The organism is Bacillus sp. BS98, from assembly GCF_008432245.1.
GTDB classification, from domain to species: Bacteria; Bacillota; Bacilli; order Bacillales; family Bacillaceae_G; genus Bacillus_A; species Bacillus_A toyonensis.
Map to the genome: position 1 here is coordinate 829,488 of NZ_CP043830.1, position 19,092 is coordinate 848,579.

The following is a 19,092-nucleotide window of genomic DNA, read 5'->3' on the forward strand; positions in this document are numbered from 1 at the left end:
ACAGGGGGAATGAATGTGGAGAATGTAAAGAATTTCATTGTGCTAGAAGTAAAGAACTTAAAGGAAACGCTGTATTTTTACGAAGGGATTTTAGGAATAAGCCCCAGTTCAGAGAGACCTCAATTAGATATAACAGGGGTTTGGTATGATGCTGATTCAATGAGAGTTAGTTTTGTAATGAATCGTAGTTTGGGTGGGCGTGAGAAGAGTGTTACGGATGCGGTTGATGTTCTAATGTTTTCAATTTCTAACATAGAGAACTTAAAGAAGAGGTTAGTGTTTTATAAAATTGCATATACAGAAAACAAAAGTGAGAAGAGTATTGTAGTACAAGACCCAGATGGATATAAAGTTCAAGTGATAGAAAGAAAGGAACATAGGGAGGCGATTTGATGGAGAGAAATTACGAAGAAAGTGCGTTGTTTGAGCATAAGTTTTGGCTAAAGGTACTTAGTGATCATGCGCAATTTTTACTTGATGCGTTAGCTCCAAAGGAGAAGGAAGATATAAAGAAAGCTACTTATTTTGTTGAGACGTTTACAGGCTTTTTAAATAAAATTCATACTGTCAATCTCATTGCATTCTCAAAAGAGGCAGAGCGAGCTGCTAAGGAGATACGAACGTTTAAATTAAATATTATACAGAAACAGTTGGAGGGGAAAATTACTATTCATTTTACGCCGACTTTTATTAATCATATGGTAAATGAAGTAGAAGAGTATATAACGGTGTCAGAGTTTTTAAAGAAAGGAGAAGTTCCGCCTGTTTTTCATGAATTACATTATCATCTCGTTTGGTTAACAGATGCAGCTGGTCATGCAGGGTCTATTTCTGGTGGATTAGATCTTGTTGAAAAAAGATTGAAAGAGAAAAGCGAAGAATTCGAGAAGCACTTTGAACAATTTTACTTAAAGGCAGTTGAGATGACGGGGTATTTACGGACAGAGCTTCATCATTTTCCGGCGTTAAAGAAGTTTACAAAAGATGTTTCACTTGAGTTAAAATTATTTTCGCATTTTCTCCATGAGGTTGAAGAGATGGAGTTATCGAATGAAATATTAAGTGCGTTATCAGCGAGAATGGCAGATCATATGGCAAGAGAGGAATGTTATTATTTATTAAAGTTAGCACAATCATCTGGACTTGAGATGCCAAAATGTAATCCACTTTAAAGAACAAGAGGTCGATTTCAGTTGGCCTCTTGTTCTTTTTTATTATCTCTTTTTATTTTTGCTTGCTCAATACTTGCCTGTAATGTCTCCATAATATTGATGATGTTTGGAGCTGGGGAGATTGTTTCAGTTTTTTCCTGTTGTTCAATTTTGTTTTCGATTAATTCGGTAAGAGCTTCTTTATACTCGTCTGTAAATAGCTCTTGTTCGAAAGGATTTGTAAGATGATGAATTAAATTGATTGCCGCGGTGAGTTCTTGTTTTTGAATAGGATGATCTTCGTTACTTGGTAAATTAGGTGTAGTTGTTATATTGCGAATTTCATTAGGGTAATGAATGGTTTGTAACATAAGCCCATCTTCAAAGCTACGGATAATAGCTAAGTGTTGTTTTTTTCTGATAGAAATATGAATTAGACCAAGTTTATTCGTACGTTCAAGAGCTTCTTTTAATAATAAATATGACTTTTCGTGTCCCGGCGTAGGGCCTATAAAATAAGAACGGTCATAGAGAACAGAATCAATTTCGCTATTTTGGACAAAAGATATAATACGAATGGACCGTGGCTCATGAACTTTTTGCAGCTTAGCTAATTCTTTTTCATCAATAATGATGTATTTATGAGGTGCATATTCATAGGCTTTTACAATATCTTTATCATCGATTTCTTCATCCGTACAATCAGGAGCAAACTTTTTATATTTAATAGGTGTTAGGCATTCTTTATGGAGACTTAAAAACTTTATATCGTTTTCTTCTACGGCACTATATAGTTTGATTCCTATATTTAATAGCCCAAGTGAAAGTGCACCTTTCCATACGGTATGCATATGAAATTTCTCCTTTCATTTAAAAAAATAAGTATGTTTATTATGAGATAGTAAGAAATTTCATATACGTTTTTTATTTTTAGTCAAGGGTAAGCTAGATAGTTCGAGTCATAAAATGTATTGACAAGCCCTCTAAAATATTTTAATGTGATTGTATAAAATTGTGTATATAAAGGGGAGTAACTTATTACAGTAAAGTCGTCATTACAGGGAGAAACCCTCGGCTTTATTGGCAACGTTTCGTTGTTAGTGAGACCTTTACCAGCAATGGTACAGGCCCCTTATTGTCTTTTTTAGGACCCTTACCATATTTGGTAGGGGCCTTTTTGTATACAAAGAGAGGAGATAAAAAATGAAAAAACTTATTAGTAGATTAAGAGTTGTATTTCATGTCCGCAAGTTTGTTCCATTCCTATTTGACTTTTTCACTTCAAAAGAGGTTTCAATAAAGAAGAAAATTTTATCTGTTGCTTTTTTAGTTGGTTATGTGGCGATGCCGCTTGATTTAATTCCAGACTTCCTGCCGTTTATCGGTATTTTAGATGATATTGGAATTGTGTTATTCATTTTGAATCGAATTGTAAAAATGGCACCAGTGCAATTACAAGAAAAGCATAATGTAAATATTGGATAGGAGTTAAAAGAATGGAGCAAATTATTTTAGATATAATCGAGTTTTTAAAGCAGTTTTCTTATTTTGGAGTTGTGTTAGCATTAACGTTTGAATTTATTCCAGCAGAAGTAGTTTTACCCATGGTTGGATATTGGGTGTACGAGGGAGATATGAATTTTTGGCTAGCTGTATTAGCTGGAACGCTTGGTGGAACGACAGGACCATTAACGTTATATGCACTCGGTTATTACGGTGGTCGTCCTCTATTAATAAAATACGGAAAATACTTCTTCATTAAGGAAGAACAAATTCAAAAGGCAGATGATTTCTTTGAGAAATACGGACCGGTTGTAGCATTTGTTGGACGCTTCGTTCCAGGAGTTCGAACACTTATTTCCGTTCCATGTGGTATGGCGAAAATGAACATATGGAAATTTAGCATATATACATTTGTAGCGATGTTCCCGTTAACGGCTTTGTATATATATGTAGGAATGAAATTAGGTCCGCATTGGGAAAAAGCAGCGGATATTGTTGGACAATATATGCTACCGATATTAGGAGGCGTTCTTCTTATCGTGGCTAGTATCTTTATCTATAAATTTATGAAAAAGCGAAACAAAACGGAATCTATCTAGTTATTAGCATTGAGTTTTGATTAATTTTTGAAAATAGATGAATAGTACAGGCAAAAGACTCTAAAGGACATACACATATAGGGAATATAAAAGAGAGAGGGGAAACAACTATGTCTTGTGAGTGCTCAGGGTCAGCGTTAACTTGCTGTCCAGATAAAAATTATGTGCAAGATAAAGTGTGTAGTCCGTGGTCTGCTACTGTAGTTGCAACAGCAATTGATAATGTTCTCTATACAAATAATATTAATCAAAATGTAATTGGTACTGGCTTTGTGAAATATGATGTTGGACCGGGCCCAATCACTGTAGAAGCACTTGATTCTGCTGGGGCTACAATTGATACACAAACATTAAACCCAGGAACGAGTATTGCTTTTACGTATCGCCGCTTTGATAGTATACAAGTTGTGTTACCGGCAACACCTGCTGGAACGTATCAGGGAGAGTTTTGTATTACAACACGTTATCCACTTTCATAGCAGAATAGGAGAGGATCAAAATGGGAATGAGAAGTTCCAGTTTGTCTTGTTGTTCTAATAAAACGCTTGTACAAGATCAAGTATGTACAGACTGGTCTATTACAGGTGCTGGTACTCAAATTGTATATACGAATAATATTACGCAAGAAGTGTATGGTTCGGGTTATGTGAAATATGATGTAGGCGCAAATCCAATTACTGTTGATTTTTTAGTAGGTGCTACAGTAGTTGATACGATTACTGTTCAACCGCAAAGTAGCGGTACTTTCACTATACGATATTTTACTACAATTCGAATTACTACGACAGGAACAACTGTTAGTCAAGGAGAGTTTTGTATTACAGTACGTTATCCGATTTCATAAAAAAGCATACCGTAAAGGGTATGTTTTTTTTATTGAGGAAGTAATGAAATTGGTATTCTATAAGCAACATGTAAATTGGCAACAGTACTTGCCTTCTAAATATAGTGAAGAATTACTTTGTATATTAATAATACTAACGGATATTAAACCTTTACCTGTGTAAGATATTGTATTGCCAGGAAACACAGTGAAAATATTAGTTACTGCTCCAACGATTTGAATTGTAATTGCTTCAGTGCTGCTAGTACTATTGTAAACCGAGACAGTACCTGATATAAGGAGTATCCCATCACTTTGCCATAGTATCATTGATTGTAATGCATCTTTGGCAGAGGGAATGGTGCTATTAGTTATGAGGAAATTCCCTGCAAATTCATTTGTTACTAGCTCGCAACTTGGATTTGGAGGAGGGGGCGGTGGACAAGGGTCTGGACAAATGATAGATAAAGGAGCGAAACAGCCAATATTTTTTTTATTCTTCAATACAACCCCTCCTTTTTAAGTTGTCTTTTACTACTATTAAATGTAGAAGCATGGCCGATGTGTTAAGAAAAGAAGAAAATGTTAAAAATTAAGATTGTCTAATAGGCTTACATCTTAACGTATCATTCATGTTATAGAAAAGAGTATATGTGAATAGACATGGGAAAAGAATGATCAGAATCTTTTAGACAAAAGGTGGTTGTATACAATAGTACGAGGAATGTGGGACTTAATTTATAATTAACTGTATATTTACAAAAATCTAATAAAATTCATTTGTGATTTAAACGACATTAATATGCTTTAGATAAAATAGCCCTTGTAATGAATCAATTATTATGAGGAGGATTCACGTGGACAGAATTGCTTTAAGAAAAGTAAAAGGTCTTATTGGATTATTAATGATTTTTGTATTGGCGTTTGTATCATTTCCATGGAGTACATCAGTCAAAGCGGAAGAGAAGAAACAAGAAAAGATGCAGAGTGAGAAGAAGTTAGTTTTTCCAGTTGTAAGTGATGTACATATTAAAAACAGTGGAACGGATGATACGTTTCGCTGGAAAAGAGCGATTGAACAGTTTAATACACTTGCTCCAAAACAAGATGCATTTGTAATTGTAGGAGATTTTACTGATTCAGGATCGGTACAACAATATGATCGCTTCATGCAAGTGTATAATGAAAATGCAAATAAAGATGCGGTACGAATGAATTCTCTCGGTAATCATGATTATTGGAACGGCTTATCTGTAGATGGAGCGCAGAAGCGTTTCTTAGAAAAAACAGGAATGGAATCGATTTATTATCATAAAGTGGTGAAAGGGTATCACTTCCTTGTTATGTCTCCGGAAGATGGGACAACTCATGGATATTATTCAGACAAGCAAATTAACTGGTTAAAAGAAGAAATGGCAAAAGCGCAAAAGGATGATCCAGAAAAGCCGATTTTCGTATTTTTACATCAACATATTAAAGATACAGTATACGGTAGCCAAGAGTGGGGAACGAAAGATAGTACGAAAATTAATGTAGTATTAAAAGAATACCCACAAGTCATTACGTTTTCAGGTCATTCTCATTATCCGTTAGATGATCCAAGATCAATTCATCAAAAAGACTTTACGTCTGTTGGTACATCTTCTGTAAGTTATATGGAAGTTGAAGGCGGTAAAGTACAAGGAAATATCCCGCCAGGAGCTAGTACGTTAAGCCAAGGTTTATTAGTAGAAGTAGATGATGAAGAGGTAACGATTAATCGTCGTGATTTCCATACGAATGCTTGGACGGGTGAGCCTTGGAAAATTAAATTGCCAGCAAAGAAAGAAACATTTACACATGTAGAAAATCGTGATAAAGAAAAGCCATACTTCGCTAAGGATGCAAAGCTTGCTGTATCAAATGTAACAGAAAACGCAGCAACAGTAACATTCCCGCAAGCATTGGACAACCTTCTTGTTCATTCTTATCGTGTACAAGCGAAGGATAAACAAACAGGTGAGATTAAAAATAAGTTATTAGCATTCTCAGAGTTTTACCGTGACCCAGTGCCGAAAGACCTTACATTTACGCTTGCAGGGTTAGATGGTGGGAAAACATACCTACTTGAAGTCGTCGCAATTGATTCATTTGGCAATGAAAGTGTGCAGCCGTTAACGGCAGAAATTACTACGAAAAAAGATAATATCGATCCGAATGTAAAAGTGCCAAAGGCTGATGTTTTCGATGTGAACTTTGCAGATGGTACATTTAAAGACAATTCACCATTTGTTACAAAAGGTGATGTGAAGGGCAATGTGACTATTGAATATGATAAAGCTTTGAAAAAGAATGTTATGAAGTTAAACGGGAAAGCAAATACATTTGGGTATCTGCCGTTTTCAGCAGCACAAAAAGAAAAAGTAGCAAATGCATTTACGTTAGAAACTGTATTTTCAATGAATGAAATTCGTGGACAAGGTATTTTGCAAAATACAGAGAGTGGTGGAATTGGTTTTGAATCTACAGGAAGTGGAAATGTTGAATTGTGGGCTCATATTGGTGGTAGTTATAAACGTGTTGGCGTTCAGTTAGAAGCGAACAAAACATATCATTTAACAGGAACGTATAACGGAAATGAAGTAGCCATTTATGTAGATGGTAAAAAAGTAAATAGCCAACCAGCTCAAGGAAAAGTGTATCATCCGAACGTACCGTTTGCATTTGGAGCTGATCCAGATAGCAATGGAAATGGTGGCATTTCGTTAAATGGTCAAATTGCGCTAGCAAAATTATATAGTAAAGCATTAAGTTCTTCAGAAGTATTAGCAGCGTACAATGAGTTTTTTAATCGTACGAAGTTAGAGCAAGTAAACGCGTTATATGAAGAGCTAGGAAAAGTAAAAGCAGTGTTAGCTGGTACATATGAATTTGGTGATAAGCCAGGTCAATACTCAAAGGAAGCATTTCAAGAACTAGAGAAAAGCTATAACACTGCAAAGCAAGCGTTTGAAAATATCGGAAGTACTGGGGAACAAATTATTCAAACGTATAACGAATTAAAAACAGCTAATGTAACCTTTGTACAATCTAAAGTAGCAGAAGAGCAACCAAAAACACCGAAAGAAAAATTAAAAATCAATATTGAATCTGCAAAAGTTGTAGTACAGAAAGCGCAAGCTGCGAATGTAACGGACGGTTCAGTGAAATCATTACAACAAAAAATTACAGTTGCAGAAGCTGTATTAAAAGATGCGAAAGTGAAAGACGAACAGGTAGAAACGATGAATCGTACGATAGAGCATGCGATTTCACTTGTTGAAAAAAGCATGAACAAATAAGAGAGAAGAAAAAGAAGCTTATCATGATAGGCTTCTTTTTTGTTATACTAAAAGTAGTATAGAAAGAGGGAGCGAATAATTTGGAACAGAAAAAGCTAAAAAGAATTCTTGAATATGTATGGATCGCGGTTGTGCTCCTTGTAGGATATTATTTATTAAAAGATAAAAGTATATGGATTCTATTTTTAATGACTTTCTTATTAGCGGGTTTAGGCACGTTATTTATTAATTTCTTCTTTGATAGTGTAAATGCGTGGAAGAAAAAGAAGGAGACGAAGTAAAGGGGGAAGCTATGCAAAAGTGGAAGCTTATATATTAGGTGATTATTTTCTTATTGCTTGTAAGTATTGGAGTTTTTAAATACGCTACACCAATAGGGAATTGGGCATCGCTTACAGCTTACATCGGCATATTCATCATTTTACAATCGTTAACGAGAAAACATAATAAAACAGGAAAATAGCTCGCCGTTTCATCGGCGAGCTATTTTATTATGCTTCTTTCGTCTCATCATTTGTTTTTTCAGTAGCTAAATGACTATGCTTTCTAGAGTAGAAGAAATAGAAGCATAAGCCGACTATAAGCCAAACTGCAAAGCTAATCCATGTCGTTTTAGACAAATTGATCATTAAATATAAACAGCAAAGGATTGCGACAACTGGTAGTACAGGTACGAAAGGAGTACGGAATCCGCGTTTTAAGTCAGGATGTGTTTTTCGTAAAATAAGTACAGCACAGCAAACGAATGTGAAGGCTGTTAACGTACCGATGTTTACTAAATTCGCGAGTAAATGTAGGTCTAAAAGTCCTGCTAATAAAGCGGCAACAACGCCAGTAATCCACGTATTTAATAAAGGGATTTTCACTTTTTTATTTACACGTGCTAACGCTTTTGGAAGTAAACCGTCGCGGCTCATCGCATATGAAACACGAACTTGTCCATACATAACGACTAAGAGAACGGTTGTCATTCCAGTCATCGCACCAACAGCGAGTAACCCTGCAATTGTATCTTCACCAACGAAATGCAATGCAAATGCAACTGGATCAGAAACATCTAATTGTGTATAAGGAACCATGCCTGTTAAAACGAAAGATACAATCATGTATAAAACAGTACAAATAAGAAGGGAACCGATAATGCCGATTGGTAAATCACGCTGTGGTTTTTTCGTTTCTTCTGCAGCGGTTGCGATTGCATCAAACCCTAAAAAGGCGAAGAATACAGTGGCAGCTCCAGTAATAATACCGTCGTATCCGAATGGAATGAACGGTGTCCAATTTTCAGGCTTTACATATTTTGCGCCTGCAACGATAAAGGCAATGATAACAGCTAGTTTAATAAGAACCATAATATTATTAATGCGTGCACTTTCACGTATACCGAAACTTAAAAGGCCAGTAATAAGAAGTAAAATACAGACAGCTGGTAAATCAATGATACCACCTTTTCCAACACCGGGGGCCGAGGCGATTATGGCGGGAAGGTGTATGTTAAATCCTTGTAGTAAAGATTGTAAATAACCAGACCACCCAACAGCTACAGCTGCAACGGCAAGTAAATATTCGAGCATTAAACACCATCCGACGATGAAGGCGACGACTTCTCCGACTGTCATATATGCGTAAGTATACACACTTCCTGAGACAGGTATAGAAGAAGCAAATTCAGCATAACAAAAGGCTACACAAGCACAAGTAAATGCAGCGATAAGAAATGATAGCATAATACCAGGACCAGAATGTTTTGCTGCAACAATACCCGTTAATACAAAGATTCCTGTCCCAATTACGGCGCCGATTCCTAAAAACGTTAAATCGAGTGCAGTTAATGTTCTATCTAGTTGCTTTGGTGATTCAGTACTGAGCGCTTTTTTTCGTAATAATGACTTCATTTTGGACTCTCCCCCCGTTTTTTCATTTCCATAACTGCGAATATAGTATGAGCCCATTAGAAAAGAGTACGTAAGTAAATGGAGGTACAGTTATGGTATGTAGTTTTTTAAAGTTTCTGGATTAACTTTATTATAATTCAGAATATTTTGTCAAATAAAATTTTAACAAATAAAATGCGGATGAATAGGGGAAACTATGTGCGGAAATGGATGCGGGTTAACAAATAGATTTATTTTATCCCGCATTAACGGGCAGTAAAACCCCCACCTCAAAATTCGGCTGGAGCAAAGAAGTTAGGTGGGGGTCGGGCTGCCCGTAAACGCCCGATTGGTGAGGGCTCATAATCAGTGGGGGATGAACAAAATCCCCACTGATTAAAGTTTCACTTTATATAGTAGGAGAAGATGCTATGTTATTTTATTTTGAACTTGTCGTCATTTTACTTTGTACGAAATTAGCTGGTGATATTAGCGTTAGACTCGGTCAGCCTTCTGTACTTGGTAAATTACTTGTTGGTATTATTATCGGTCCTGCGGTGCTAGGTATTATTAATAGTTCAGAACTTATTGATGAGCTTAGTGAAATTGGTGTTTTGCTACTTATGTTTATGGCGGGACTTGAAACAGATTTAGAAGAGTTAAATCGGAATTTGAAATCGTCGTTTGCAGTAGCGGCTGGTGGAATTATTTTTCCTTTCATCGGTGGATATGTGACAGGACTGTTGTTTGGATTAATGCAATCTCATGCCATCTTTTTAGGATTATTACTTTGTGCAACATCGGTTAGTATTACAGTGCAAACGCTAAGAGATTTAGGGAAGATGAATACGAGAGAAAGTACAACGATTTTAGGTGCTGCTGTATTTGATGATGTAATTGTCGTTATTTTATTAGCGTTTGTTATGAGCTTTTTAGGAACGCAAGATGTGAATATAACACTTGTCATTGTAAAGAAAATCGTTTTCTTTGTAAGTATTGTTTTTATCGCATGGAAAGTCGTTCCTTGGATTATGAAAATGCTTGTGCCGCTTCGCGTAACAGAAGCTTTAATTAGCGCAGCTCTTATTATTTGTTTCTCTTTTTCGTATTACAGTGAAATGATGGGAATTGCAGGTATTATTGGAGCATTTGCAGCAGGAATTGCCATTTCTCAAACGGAGTATAAGCATGAAGTGGAACATAAAATTGAACCGATTGCTTATGCGATATTTGTACCAGTGTTCTTCGTAAGTATCGGAATGGAAATTACATTTCAAGGAATCGGGAGTCAGCTTTGGTTCATTATCATTATGACGCTCGTTGCGATTTTCACAAAGTTAATCGGATCAGGTTTAGGAGCAAGACTGACAGGATTCAAACTCCAATCTTCTATTAGTATTGGTGCAGGGATGGTGTCACGCGGAGAAGTAGCGCTGATTATCGCAGCAAACGGACTGACGGCGAATTTATTAGCGAAAGAAAATTTCACAGCGATTGTGATTGTTGTTATATTGACGACGATTATTACACCGCCACTTTTAAAGAAGTATTTTGTATAGAGGGAAAGAGCTTATCTAACGTAGGTAAGCTTTTTTTATTTCAAAAAGCAATGGGCATGTAGCATGAGTGGTTTGTAATTATGGTAAAATCTATGTATATGATGTGGACGAGGAGAGGGATATGTGAAGATTACGAAGGGGAAGGTTATAGGCGTAATCATACTTATTGCACTATGTATACCATTTACCGCATGGAAAGAATCAAAAGTGAAATGTTTTCCAGTTTCTATTTTTTCTTCCTATGTAGAAGATGAAAACCGAAAGACTATAAGTACACTGCTTTTGTACCTGACTTTGCAGTTTGGATACATGGATGGGAAGAACAGAGATCTGAAGGTGAAATAACGTCATATAAAAAAGGGGATCGAACTGTAATTGTTCATCATCCACCTGGTAATGATGGTTTTTATCTATATGATACAAATGATATTAGAGAATATACGCAACCGTAAGAAGTGGAGGTTAAATAGTGAAAGCTTCAACATTACTATTTAAAATTGAAAATAATATGGATCAATTTTCACCAGCTGAAAAGAAGGTTGCCATGTACATAATGGAGAACGCAGAGATTGTTCCAAATTTAACGACAAAAGAAGTGTCTACAAATGCGGGATCGAGTGAGGCGAGTGTTGTACGTTTTTGTAAAACAATCGGTATTGGAAGCTTTAAAGCATTTAAGATAGCGCTCGTTCGTGAATTAACAATTGCTGATTATAATATTAACGATTTTTCAGTGATGAATAAGGAAGATGGACCGTATGATTTGTTTAATAAAGTTACGTATGTGAATAAAGCTGCAATTGAGGCAAGTGTTACGGCGATAGATAAGAAGGAACTTGAGAAAGCTGCAGATCGTATTGTAAATGCGGATAAGATTTTATTTTACGGCGTAGGTGGGTCAGCGACACCGGCGATGGATGGGGCGTATAAATTTACACGGCTCGGATTTACAGCGATGATGCTATCTGATTTTCATATGATGTTGCCGCTTGTGACGAATTTAAAAGAAGGCGATATATTTGTGGCGATTTCAACATCTGGGCGAACGAAAGATGTGCTTGAAATGGCGCAATATGCAAAGAGACAAGGTGCAACTGTTATCGGAATTACGAAACTTGACCAATCATCACCTTTATATAAAGAAGCGGACATTCGCCTTTGTATGCCGGATGTAGAGCAAGATCATCGTATTGCGAGTATTGCTTCGAGAATGACGCAACTGAATATGATTGATGCTTTATATGTGATTACTTTTAATCGAATTGGCAATAAAGTGCTGGATCAATTTATGGAGACGCGAGAAGAAGCTTTGCGGTTACGGAAGTTGAAGTAGAAGAAAAGATGAGGGGACTCATCTTTTTTTATTAACTTTGACACAAATATGTCACGTTGTGAAATTTTATTTCATAAAATAAGAAAGAGTTATTGATTTTTAGTTTCTTAAAGTTATAATAAAAGTGTGAAATATAATTTCGAAGAGGGTGGCAATATGTTAGAAAATTTATCGACAGAACACCGTAATGAGAAAACGACGAATCTAGATGAGATGAGTATAAAAGAAGTGTTACAAAGTATGAATGAAGAAGATAGAACTGTTGCGTTAGCAGTTGAAAAAGAAATAGAACACATTGAAAAGGTCGTACAGACTGTTATTAAATCTTTTGAAGAAGAGGGCCGATTAATTTATATTGGGGCTGGTACGAGTGGTCGTTTAGGTATTCTAGATGCGGTTGAATGCCCACCAACATTTGGAACAGATGATAAAATGGTGCAAGGATTTATAGCAGGTGGATTGAAAGCGTTTACTAAGGCGGTGGAAGGTGCCGAAGATCGCGAAGAGTTAGCAGAAGAAGATTTGAAAAGTATTGGATTAAACGAGAAAGATACAGTGATTGGTATTGCCGCAAGTGGAAGAACCCCTTACGTAATTGGCGGATTGAAATACGCACATAGTGTGGGAGCAAGTACGGCGAGTATTTCTTGTAATAAAAATGCTGAAATAAGTAAGTATGCAAAACTCAATGTAGAAGTGGAGACAGGTGCAGAAATATTAACAGGCTCAACACGTTTGAAGGCTGGTACAGCGCAAAAATTAGTGCTCAATATGATTTCAACAGCGTCAATGATTGGTGTAGGAAAAGTATATAAAAACTTAATGGTAGATGTTCAATCTACGAATGAAAAGTTAGTAGAACGATCAAAACGAATTATTGTGGAAGCAACAGGAGTTAGTTGTGAAGTAGCAGCAGAGTATTACGAAAAAGCAAATCGTAATGTGAAAGTTGCTATCGTTATGGTATTACTACAGTGTGAGTATGGGGAAGCACTAGAAAAACTAAAAGAAGCGAAAGGCTTTGTGAAGAAAGCATTATAAAGTGAAACGATAAGAATAGGGAGGGGGATTCTATTATGAAGAAAGAAGAGAGAATGGCCAAAGAAATTTCAGAGCAACTTGGGGGAATAAAAAATATTCGTAGCATTGCTCATTGTATGACGAGACTGAGGTTAACGCTTCATGATGAAAGTAAAGTGAATATGGATCTTTTGAAAAAGGTTGAAGGCGTTATGGGCGTCATTGAAGATGAAACACTTCAAGTTGTTGTTGGTCCAGGAACTGTAAATAAAGTAGCAGCTGCAATGGAAGTTTTAACAGGATTGCGAATTGGTGAGGTTGCAGATCATCATCTTGAAGATATTGGTCAAGAGATTAAATCAGAGATGAAGAAGAAAAATAATACACCAGTGAAGAACTTTTTACGAAAAATAGGTAACATTTTTATTCCGTTAATACCTGGTCTTGTTGCATCAGGGATTATAAACGGAGTTGCTAACTTTGCGAAAAACGCCGGTGCTGATCCGAATGCTACATGGCTACAAATGTTACTACTTATTGGCGGCGGTATCTTTACATTTTTAGGGATTTTAGTCGGTTGGAATACAGCGAAAGAATTTGGCGGGACACCAGTTCTTGGGGCGATTGCGGGTATTTTAATTTTCAATCCGGCGATGGCAAATGTGAAATTATTTGGTGAGGCAATGGTACCTGGGCGGGGCGGATTGTTTGCAGTTATTTTTGCAGCGTGGCTTATGGTAGTAGTTGAGAGAAGAGTACGAAAAGCAGTGCCGAATGCAGTAGATATTATTGTAACACCGCTTATTACTGTATTAGCTGTAAGTATAGTAACGATGTTAGCGATTCAGCCAGCAGCGGGATTTTTATCTGATGGTATTACGAGCGGTATTAACGCAATTTTAAATGTTGGTGGGGCATTTGCTGGAGCAGTGCTAGCCGGAACGTTTTTACCACTCGTTATGGTCGGATTACACCACGGTTTAACACCGATTCATATGGAATTTATTAATCAAACGCACGTAACACCTTTATTACCAGTACTCGCAATGGCTGGTGCCGGTCAAGTGGGCGCAGCGATTGCAATTTATGTGAAAACAAAAAATAAACGACTTCGTAACGTAATTAAAGGTGGATTGCCAGTTGGGTTTTTAGGGATTGGTGAGCCGTTATTATACGGGGTTACATTACCACTTGGAAAACCTTTTATCACTGCTTGTTTAGGAGCGGCTGTCGGGGGTGCATTCCAAGCAGTTATGAAAACGGCTTCACTCGGAATTGGCGTATCAGGATTATCTTTAATCCCGTTAATTGCTGATAATAAATATTTACTATATTTCTTAGGTTTAGTCATTGCATATACTTTCGGATTTATCTTCACGTACTTCTTCGGATTTAAAGAAGAAATGGCAGAAAACATATAGAGAAAGGGATTCCTTTCTCTTTTTCTATTCATAGAAAGGGAGATTCATATGATAGGAGTTTCAATTTATCTTTCAAAAGGGCAAGCAGACAAACAAAAAGAGTGGCTAAAAATAGCGAAGGAAAACGGATTTTCATCTATTTTTACATCACTTCATATTCCGGAAGATGATCCAGATACGTATAAAGAGTTAATTCAAACATTAGGGAAACAGGCTCTCGAAAATGAAATGGAATTAATGGTGGATATATCTCCAAAGTCGTTAAATCATTTAGGAATAACGTATGAAAATGTGGAAGTGTTATTGGGCTTTGGTATTACTGGTTTACGAATGGATTATGGCATTGCGCCGAAGGAAATTGCGCGTGTATCTCATAAGATGAAAGTAGCTTTAAATGCGAGTACGATTACAGAATCTTTCTGGGAAGAGTTACTTGCGGAAAATATACGGGTAGAGAATGTTGAAGCGTGGCATAATTTTTATCCGCGTCCAGAAACAGGACTAGCAAGGTCCTTCTTACAAAAGCAAAATCAATATTTACATGCGTGTGGAATAACAACGATGGCATTTATTCCGGGAGATGAGGATAAACGTGGCCCGTTATATGAAGGGTTACCAACGTTAGAAAAGCACCGCAATATGCGCCCGCTTGAAGCGTTTTTAGAACTTGTTCAAGATTGTGATGTCGATAAAGTGTTGATTGGAGATATAAGTGCTAGTTTAGAAAGTGTACAAGAAATTGCGAGCGCGAGTAGAGGGATTATTCCGCTGCGATATGAGTCATTTATAAATGAAAATGAAGTATTAAAAGTAGTAGAGCAAGTGCATACAAATAGATTAGACCCAGCACGTGATGTCATTCGCTCAGTAGAATCAAGGGAAGGAAATAAAGTGATTTTACAGCCGATGCATGCAATCGCAAGAAAGAAAGGCAGTATCACAATTGATAATGAATTGTACGGTAGATATGCCGGGGAGATGCAAGTTGTTATAAATGATTTGCCTACAGATGAGAAGGTGAATGTTGTCGGAATGGTTGTGGAAGAGGACGTGCTGTTATTGCCTTATATTGGTGCTGGAAAAAAGTTTCAACTTTTTCTGTGCGATTGAGTAAAAGCTTGAATTAGCGCTATTTTATAAAAGACATTATTCGTAAAACGGATAATGTTTTTTGTTTTCTTTAAAAAAAGCATTTGACGAATGAAACGAAATACCGTATTGTTTTGTCTTGTGAATAAATGTTCACCATAACAAAACAAAAAGGAGAGTTCAAAATGAATCAATATATTGGGAATTTAATTATTCGTATCGTGTTAGGAGTTACGTTCTTTGCACACGGTTTAGCAAAGTTTCAATCAGGTATAGATAACGTAGCAGGATGGTTTACAAGTATCGGTTTACCAGGTGGCCTTGCGTATGGTATAGCGACAGTTGAATTAGTTGGTGGTATATTATTAATTATCGGTTTAGGTGTTCGATATGTAGGATTGTTATTCGCTCTTATTTTAGCTGGAGCTATCGTAAAGGTAAATGGAGCAGCAGGATTATTAGGAGATGGCAAGAATCCAGGATATGAATTAGATCTTGCATTATTATCAATGGGTGCGTATTTATTCGTTGTAAAAGCAGAAGGATATGTAGATCGTTTCTTAAAAGAGAAAGTAATGAAAACGAAGTAAATTTTATTTATAAATTGTTGACTTAAAGAGTTATTGTAACTATAATAGTTACAATAACTAAGTTAAGAATGAAATGAATTAGCATATTTTTTTACACAAGTTGTAACTACAATAGTTACTACTCGTGTGAAGAATAAATAAACGAGGGAGGAATTACTATGCTTAAATCAAATTTAGAAATTATTCAAAGTACGTATGAAGGATCAGCTTCTTCGAATGCAAAACATTTAGCAGAATCCCTCTCTGAAAAAATAGAATGGACAGAGGCAAAAGGTTTCCCGTACGGCGGAACGTATATAGGTACAGAGGATATAATGGAAAATGTATTTAGTCGTTTAGGATCAGAATGGGATGATTATAAAGCGAGTGTAAATATGTATCATGAAGTAAACGGAAAAGATGTAATTATTGCTGAAGGTGTTTATTCAGGAGTTTATAAAGAAACGGGAAAATTGTTTGAAGCAGAATTTGTTCATATATGGCAGCTTGAAAATGGGAAAATTATAAAATTTAAGCAATATGTGGATAGTTTTATTGTACGAGAAGCGATGAAGGTTTAAAATATAATAAGGAAACAAATGGAATCGGCTGTGCGCAGGCGATTCCATTTGTTTATGTGATTATTAGGGGAATGGGGAATACATAATATGAAAAAATGGATTATAGGGACAATTACAATGATTGTAATTGCAATAGGAGCTGTATTCGGTGTTACGAAACTTCTTAATTATATAGAAGAAGAGGAGAAGAGTCTGAAAGCACAAAATGTAACGGGGCAACAAGGGAAGAAAGCAAAGGAAGAGAAGCAACAAGCTAGTGAAGATGAAATTATTTCTACCATGCATAGGATGGTACATCAAAAAGTGAAATCCTCTGAAAAATGGGGATTTATTGAAATGACAAATAAGGAAATTCGTAGTGCGAAGGAAGCGGTAGAAAGCAGTACAAATTTTAAAAATAAATCAAAGTTACTTGCTACTTTGGAGCGCTGGGAGAAAGGGGATTTTTCACAAACGGTTGAGGAGCATAACTTTTTGTGGGAAATTCAAGGTGGTGATACTGGAAAGGCAACAGAACGTTTATCGCCAGAAGAAGAAAAGAAGTATGTGAAAGAAATGAAAGGTAAATAAAAACATCGCCACTTTGGTGGCGATGTTTTTTTGATTAAGAATGTTTGCGTAGTAAAGCTCTAGTTGGCTGAACAGCAACTGTTTTGAAATGAGAAAATAAATAACATCCTGTCACGACGACAATTGTACCTAAAATTTGTATCCATGTTAATTCTTCTCCTAGGAAAAGGAATGCTAAAATAGCTGTGAAAATCGGATTGAAGTTTAGAAAAATTCCCGATGTTGTAGCTCCTAATTTTTGTACACCAATGTTCCAAAATACCATACAAAGTACTGTTGAAATGATTCCTGTATATAAAAGCGATGTAATGAATGATGTATTTATATTTGAAACAGTGAAGTTACCGATGTTAAATGGCAGTAATAAAATAATGCCGAAAATACCAGAATATAACGTCGCCATTAGTGGTGTAGTTGTTTTTGTTGCCCATTTACTGCACACAGAATATATCCCCCAAATACAAACTGCCGCAATCATCCATAAATCTCCGCTATTAAAATGTAGTGAAAATAAAAGTGAGAAATCACCTTTTAATAGAACGAGGATAACCCCGAAGAATGAAAGGGTCATGGATAATATTTGAAGTGTATTTACTTTTTCTTTTAGAAATAATACCGAAAATAGTGCAATTGAAATTGCATTCAATGTAGAGATGAGACCCACATTCGTTGCGGATGTTTTTTCTAATGCTAAAAATTGAAAGATGTTAAAGAGAGCGACTCCTGAAATCCCCATCAGTATTAAAGGTAGTATCGCAGCGCGCGGTGGCAGGATTTTCTTTTCTTTAAACCATACCATAGGTAATAAACAAACGATCGCAATGATCCATCTTAAACTCGTCAGTGTCATCGGCGAGGCATGATCGACGAGAGATTTCCCAACGACAAAATTCCCTCCCCATAATAAGCTCGTTAATAATAGTAAAAAGACATAAAAATAAGGCATATTAAAATCCCCTTTGTTATAATCAATACGAATTGTAAATAATTTTAGCATTTTTCTTTATTGTGTAATATATTCTTTTGTGTAATGGTTAAAAATCAATAAAACATTTCGTTTCGTTTGTATCTTAAAGAATAATATTCAGTTTCGTTTGAATTAAGGGGTGTTTTTTCGAATAATCATCGGTAAGAAAAAAGGGGGAATTATAATGGAGTCATCTGTTATTAAAGTGTTAGATGATTTGGATGTACAAATTTTAGATATATTGCAGAAAGAATCACAAGTAAGTAATGCAGAGCTTGCACGCCGTGTTAATTTATCTCCAGCTGCGATGCATGCAAGAATAAAAAGGTTAGATGGAGAAGGTTTTATTGATAAGCAAGTAGCAATTTTAAATCAAGAAAAGCTCGGTTTTGATTTACTATGCTTCATTTTTATGAGTACGAATATTCATCAGTATGAAAAGCTTGAAGTGCTAGAACGAGAATTAGAATCGATGCCTGAAGTGTTAGAATGTCATTGTTTAACAGGGGAATATGATTATTTATTAAAAGTTGCAAATCGTGATCGTAAAGAACTGGAGCAGTTTATTAGAAAGTTGAACAAGCTTGGTATTACACGGATACAGACAAGTTTAGCACTGCGTGAAATTAAATATTCGACGGTATTGCCGATACGAAATGAGGAACCGAGCATCGATTAGATTGCTTGGTTTTTTGTTTGTATAAAGTGATTGA

The 19,092-nt window shown here is 36.0% G+C and carries 22 protein-coding genes and 1 pseudogene; 19 read left to right on the top strand and 4 right to left on the bottom strand.

What is annotated here, in order from left to right:
• Positions 1–9 precede the first annotated feature (9 nt).
• Positions 10–393 (top strand): VOC family protein, encoded by a 384-nt coding sequence (locus F0362_RS04255; RefSeq protein WP_080023262.1) that lies wholly within the window; start codon positions 10–12, stop codon positions 391–393.
• Positions 393–1,172: a DUF2935 domain-containing protein gene (locus F0362_RS04260; protein WP_149889665.1), complete on the top strand. Its 780-nt coding sequence runs from the start codon at positions 393–395 to the stop codon at positions 1,170–1,172. The genes F0362_RS04255 and F0362_RS04260 overlap by 1 nt, the downstream gene beginning before the upstream one ends.
• Before the next feature lie 17 nt (positions 1,173–1,189).
• Here the strand turns inward: F0362_RS04260 and F0362_RS04265 are convergent, their stop codons facing one another.
• Entirely contained in the window at positions 1,190–2,002 is an 813-nt protein-coding gene (locus F0362_RS04265; RefSeq protein ID WP_000557730.1) for a non-homologous end joining protein Ku, read from the bottom strand.
• A gap of 352 nt (positions 2,003–2,354) precedes the next feature.
• On the opposite strand from F0362_RS04265, the gene F0362_RS04270 reads away from it, so the two are divergent.
• The 4 genes from F0362_RS04270 (at position 2,355) to F0362_RS04285 (ending at position 4,097) form a co-directional block, all read left to right on the top strand.
• Complete coding sequence (locus tag F0362_RS04270) at positions 2,355–2,636, top strand: YkvA family protein (protein WP_000733839.1); 282 nt, start codon at positions 2,355–2,357, stop codon at positions 2,634–2,636.
• 11 nt (positions 2,637–2,647) lie between these two features.
• Entirely contained in the window at positions 2,648–3,253 is a 606-nt protein-coding gene (locus F0362_RS04275; RefSeq protein ID WP_000435005.1) for a DedA family protein, read from the top strand.
• Positions 3,254–3,363: 110 nt separating this feature from the next.
• Positions 3,364–3,732 (top strand): DUF3992 domain-containing protein, encoded by a 369-nt coding sequence (locus F0362_RS04280; RefSeq protein WP_001277536.1) that lies wholly within the window; start codon positions 3,364–3,366, stop codon positions 3,730–3,732.
• 20 nt (positions 3,733–3,752) lie between these two features.
• Entirely contained in the window at positions 3,753–4,097 is a 345-nt protein-coding gene (locus F0362_RS04285; protein WP_000525817.1) for a DUF3992 domain-containing protein, read from the top strand.
• Between the two features lie 57 nt (positions 4,098–4,154).
• On the opposite strand, the gene F0362_RS04290 is transcribed toward F0362_RS04285, so the two are convergent.
• Complete coding sequence (locus tag F0362_RS04290) at positions 4,155–4,580, bottom strand: S-Ena type endospore appendage (RefSeq protein WP_000791321.1); 426 nt, start codon at positions 4,578–4,580, stop codon at positions 4,155–4,157.
• 353 nt (positions 4,581–4,933) lie between these two features.
• Between F0362_RS04290 and F0362_RS04295 the strand changes: the two genes are divergently transcribed.
• The 3 genes from F0362_RS04295 (at position 4,934) to F0362_RS04305 (ending at position 7,859) form a co-directional block, all read left to right on the top strand.
• The gene (locus tag F0362_RS04295) at positions 4,934–7,396 is read left to right on the top strand and encodes a LamG-like jellyroll fold domain-containing protein (protein WP_149889666.1); all 2,463 of its coding nucleotides are present in this window, start codon (positions 4,934–4,936) and stop codon (positions 7,394–7,396) included.
• 80 nt (positions 7,397–7,476) lie between these two features.
• Positions 7,477–7,677 (top strand): hypothetical protein, encoded by a 201-nt coding sequence (locus F0362_RS04300; RefSeq protein ID WP_000435798.1) that lies wholly within the window; start codon positions 7,477–7,479, stop codon positions 7,675–7,677.
• Positions 7,678–7,715: 38 nt separating this feature from the next.
• Positions 7,716–7,859 carry a hypothetical protein gene (locus F0362_RS04305; RefSeq protein WP_000583224.1) on the top strand — a complete coding sequence of 48 codons (144 nt, stop codon included), beginning with the start codon at positions 7,716–7,718 and terminating at the stop codon, positions 7,857–7,859.
• 28 nt (positions 7,860–7,887) lie between these two features.
• Here F0362_RS04305 and F0362_RS04310 read toward each other — a convergent pair whose 3' ends face one another.
• Positions 7,888–9,291, bottom strand: coding sequence for a branched-chain amino acid transporter BcaP (locus tag F0362_RS04310; protein ID WP_000838706.1), 1,404 nt, complete (start codon positions 9,289–9,291; stop codon positions 7,888–7,890).
• Between the two features lie 410 nt (positions 9,292–9,701).
• On the opposite strand from F0362_RS04310, the gene F0362_RS04315 reads away from it, so the two are divergent.
• The 9 genes and pseudogenes from F0362_RS04315 to F0362_RS04355 all read left to right on the top strand — a co-directional run bounded on the left by F0362_RS04315 (position 9,702) and on the right by F0362_RS04355 (position 17,412).
• The gene (locus tag F0362_RS04315) at positions 9,702–10,829 is read left to right on the top strand and encodes a cation:proton antiporter (protein WP_000899811.1); all 1,128 of its coding nucleotides are present in this window, start codon (positions 9,702–9,704) and stop codon (positions 10,827–10,829) included.
• A gap of 123 nt (positions 10,830–10,952) precedes the next feature.
• Positions 10,953–11,281: pseudogene (locus F0362_RS04320) on the top strand (outer surface protein).
• Between the two features lie 17 nt (positions 11,282–11,298).
• Positions 11,299–12,162 (top strand): MurR/RpiR family transcriptional regulator, encoded by an 864-nt coding sequence (locus F0362_RS04325; RefSeq protein WP_000648150.1) that lies wholly within the window; start codon positions 11,299–11,301, stop codon positions 12,160–12,162.
• 156 nt (positions 12,163–12,318) lie between these two features.
• A complete protein-coding gene (gene murQ, locus F0362_RS04330) occupies positions 12,319–13,203 on the top strand; it encodes an N-acetylmuramic acid 6-phosphate etherase (RefSeq protein WP_000892375.1) in 885 nt (294 codons plus the stop codon).
• Positions 13,204–13,238: 35 nt separating this feature from the next.
• Positions 13,239–14,603 (top strand): PTS transporter subunit EIIC, encoded by a 1,365-nt coding sequence (locus F0362_RS04335; protein ID WP_000711289.1) that lies wholly within the window; start codon positions 13,239–13,241, stop codon positions 14,601–14,603.
• A 48-nt stretch (positions 14,604–14,651) separates the two neighbouring features.
• Positions 14,652–15,713, top strand: coding sequence for a DUF871 domain-containing protein (locus tag F0362_RS04340; RefSeq protein WP_000580648.1), 1,062 nt, complete (start codon positions 14,652–14,654; stop codon positions 15,711–15,713).
• A 164-nt stretch (positions 15,714–15,877) separates the two neighbouring features.
• On the top strand, positions 15,878–16,282 hold the full coding sequence (locus F0362_RS04345; protein WP_001077742.1) for a DoxX family protein: 405 nt from the start codon (positions 15,878–15,880) through the stop codon (positions 16,280–16,282).
• Between the two features lie 158 nt (positions 16,283–16,440).
• The gene (locus tag F0362_RS04350) at positions 16,441–16,842 is read left to right on the top strand and encodes a nuclear transport factor 2 family protein (RefSeq protein ID WP_000920284.1); all 402 of its coding nucleotides are present in this window, start codon (positions 16,441–16,443) and stop codon (positions 16,840–16,842) included.
• 87 nt (positions 16,843–16,929) lie between these two features.
• The gene (locus tag F0362_RS04355; protein WP_000758760.1) at positions 16,930–17,412 is read left to right on the top strand and encodes a PRK06770 family protein; all 483 of its coding nucleotides are present in this window, start codon (positions 16,930–16,932) and stop codon (positions 17,410–17,412) included.
• A 34-nt stretch (positions 17,413–17,446) separates the two neighbouring features.
• Here F0362_RS04355 and F0362_RS04360 read toward each other — a convergent pair whose 3' ends face one another.
• Positions 17,447–18,358 carry a DMT family transporter gene (locus tag F0362_RS04360; protein ID WP_001146259.1) on the bottom strand — a complete coding sequence of 304 codons (912 nt, stop codon included), beginning with the start codon at positions 18,356–18,358 and terminating at the stop codon, positions 17,447–17,449.
• A gap of 205 nt (positions 18,359–18,563) precedes the next feature.
• On the opposite strand from F0362_RS04360, the gene F0362_RS04365 reads away from it, so the two are divergent.
• Positions 18,564–19,058 (top strand): Lrp/AsnC family transcriptional regulator, encoded by a 495-nt coding sequence (locus F0362_RS04365; protein WP_000446110.1) that lies wholly within the window; start codon positions 18,564–18,566, stop codon positions 19,056–19,058.
• Positions 19,059–19,092 lie beyond the last annotated feature (34 nt).

Coding starts and splice junctions, on each gene's coding strand:
- F0362_RS04255 (WP_080023262.1), top strand. CDS start 10: ATGAATGTGGAGAATGTAAAGAATTTCATTGTGCTAGAAGTAAAGAAC.
- F0362_RS04260 (WP_149889665.1), top strand. CDS start 393: ATGGAGAGAAATTACGAAGAAAGTGCGTTGTTTGAGCATAAGTTTTGG.
- F0362_RS04265 (WP_000557730.1), bottom strand. CDS start 2,002: ATGCATACCGTATGGAAAGGTGCACTTTCACTTGGGCTATTAAATATA.
- F0362_RS04270 (WP_000733839.1), top strand. CDS start 2,355: ATGAAAAAACTTATTAGTAGATTAAGAGTTGTATTTCATGTCCGCAAG.
- F0362_RS04275 (WP_000435005.1), top strand. CDS start 2,648: ATGGAGCAAATTATTTTAGATATAATCGAGTTTTTAAAGCAGTTTTCT.
- F0362_RS04280 (WP_001277536.1), top strand. CDS start 3,364: ATGTCTTGTGAGTGCTCAGGGTCAGCGTTAACTTGCTGTCCAGATAAA.
- F0362_RS04285 (WP_000525817.1), top strand. CDS start 3,753: ATGGGAATGAGAAGTTCCAGTTTGTCTTGTTGTTCTAATAAAACGCTT.
- F0362_RS04310 (WP_000838706.1), bottom strand. CDS start 9,291: ATGAAGTCATTATTACGAAAAAAAGCGCTCAGTACTGAATCACCAAAG.
- F0362_RS04315 (WP_000899811.1), top strand. CDS start 9,702: ATGTTATTTTATTTTGAACTTGTCGTCATTTTACTTTGTACGAAATTA.
- murQ (WP_000892375.1), top strand. CDS start 12,319: ATGTTAGAAAATTTATCGACAGAACACCGTAATGAGAAAACGACGAAT.
- F0362_RS04335 (WP_000711289.1), top strand. CDS start 13,239: ATGAAGAAAGAAGAGAGAATGGCCAAAGAAATTTCAGAGCAACTTGGG.
- F0362_RS04340 (WP_000580648.1), top strand. CDS start 14,652: ATGATAGGAGTTTCAATTTATCTTTCAAAAGGGCAAGCAGACAAACAA.
- F0362_RS04345 (WP_001077742.1), top strand. CDS start 15,878: ATGAATCAATATATTGGGAATTTAATTATTCGTATCGTGTTAGGAGTT.
- F0362_RS04350 (WP_000920284.1), top strand. CDS start 16,441: ATGCTTAAATCAAATTTAGAAATTATTCAAAGTACGTATGAAGGATCA.
- F0362_RS04355 (WP_000758760.1), top strand. CDS start 16,930: ATGAAAAAATGGATTATAGGGACAATTACAATGATTGTAATTGCAATA.
- F0362_RS04360 (WP_001146259.1), bottom strand. CDS start 18,358: ATGCCTTATTTTTATGTCTTTTTACTATTATTAACGAGCTTATTATGG.
- F0362_RS04365 (WP_000446110.1), top strand. CDS start 18,564: ATGGAGTCATCTGTTATTAAAGTGTTAGATGATTTGGATGTACAAATT.